Below are 1,432 nucleotides of genomic sequence, written 5' to 3' on the forward strand. Positions count from 1 at the left end.
CTAGTAGGACTTTGTTAGGTTGGGAAGGTGTGGTGGCAGGTAGGGCAGGTACCGATCCAATAAGCCAGTGCGCGTTGGAGTTTGCGCACGATGGTGTAGAGGGTCAGGCCTGCCCGGTCGCTTTTGGGGCGGTGAGCCGCAGGGTGGTGAGGAACAGGTGCGCGGCGGTGACCAGGGTGGCGTGGTGGTGCCAGCCGAGCCAGGAGCGGCCCTCGAAATGGTCGAGGCCGAGGCCGGTTTTCAGTTCCCGGTAGTCGTGCTCGATGCGCCAGCGGATCTTGGCCAGCCGCACCAGCTCGGCGATCGGGGTGTCCTCGGGCAGGGTGGCGAGCCAGAAGTCGGTCGGCTGCGCTGCATCGTCCGGCCATTCGGCCAGCAGCCACGCCTGCGGCAGGACGCCGTCCTCGCCGCGGGGGATGGTGCGGTTGGCGGGACGCACCCGCAGCGCCACGAACCGTGAGCGCATGGCCGCAGTCGGGTTGCCCGGACCGGTCTTGGTTCCGTGGCGCCAGGTGAGCTCGGTCAGCGCCGCGGTTCCGGCCGCCAGGACGAGATCTTTGCAGGTCCCCGGCTTGGGGTAGTGGTGGGTCGGGGGCCTGCCGCGTCCGGAGTACGCGGCGGCGACCGGGACCGCATCGCCGGGGTGGGCGAGGGTGGCGCCTTTGACCGCGACGACATAGGCCAGGTCGCGGTCGGTCAGGGATTGGCGGAGGGTGGCGGAGTCGCCGTAGCCGGCGTCGGCGACGATCACCGGCGGGGTTCGGCCCCACGAGATCAGTTCGTCGAGCATCTCGAGGGCCATCGCCGCCTTGGTCCGGTGATGCTCGTCGTCGGGGATCGCGCTGCGCCGCCGCCGGGCGGCGATCACCGCGGCCGTCTCGGGATCCTCGGCGGTCTCGTTGTCCCAGCCTTGGGGTAGGTACAGGCGCCAGTCCAGCGGCGCGGATGCACTGTCGGTGGCGGCGTGCACGCTGACGGCGACCTGGCAGTTGCCGACCTTGCCCAACGTTCCCGAGTACTGCCGGGCCACGCCCGGCGATCCGTCCCCGTCTTTGGCGAATCCGGTGTCGTCGATCACCCAGGCGTCCGGGGTGATCAGGTCGCACGCTTTGCGGGACAGGGTTTTCCGGACCGGTTCCACGTCCCACGGCGAGCTGGTCACGAACTGCTGCAACCGTTGGTGATCGACCCCGAGGCGCTGCGCCATCGGTTGCATCGACTTGCGGCGCCCGTCGAGCATCAATCCCCGTGTGTATACCCCTGCGGTCGCCCGTTGATCCTTGCGTTTGAGGGAGGAGAACACCTGATCGACGAACGCATCGAGACGTTCACTGACATCGGTCAGGGCTGCGGTATCCACCTGGTCATCGTCTCGAGAATCACGTCGAATCTCGAGCCCTCACACAAGAAGTGACAAACCTAACAAAGTCCT

At 67.7% G+C, this 1,432-nt stretch carries 1 pseudogene; it reads right to left on the reverse strand.

Going from position 1 to position 1,432, the window contains the following annotated elements:
• Positions 1-63 precede the first annotated feature (63 nt).
• Positions 64-1,360 (reverse strand): annotated as a pseudogene (locus RZ1_RS29340) (IS701 family transposase); the annotation flags it as partial.
• Positions 1,361-1,432: the final 72 nt, after the last annotated feature.

Origin of the sequence: Rhodococcus zopfii NBRC 100606 = JCM 9919 (assembly GCF_001895025.1) — a bacterium.
Classification (GTDB): domain Bacteria; phylum Actinomycetota; class Actinomycetes; order Mycobacteriales; family Mycobacteriaceae; genus Rhodococcus; species Rhodococcus zopfii.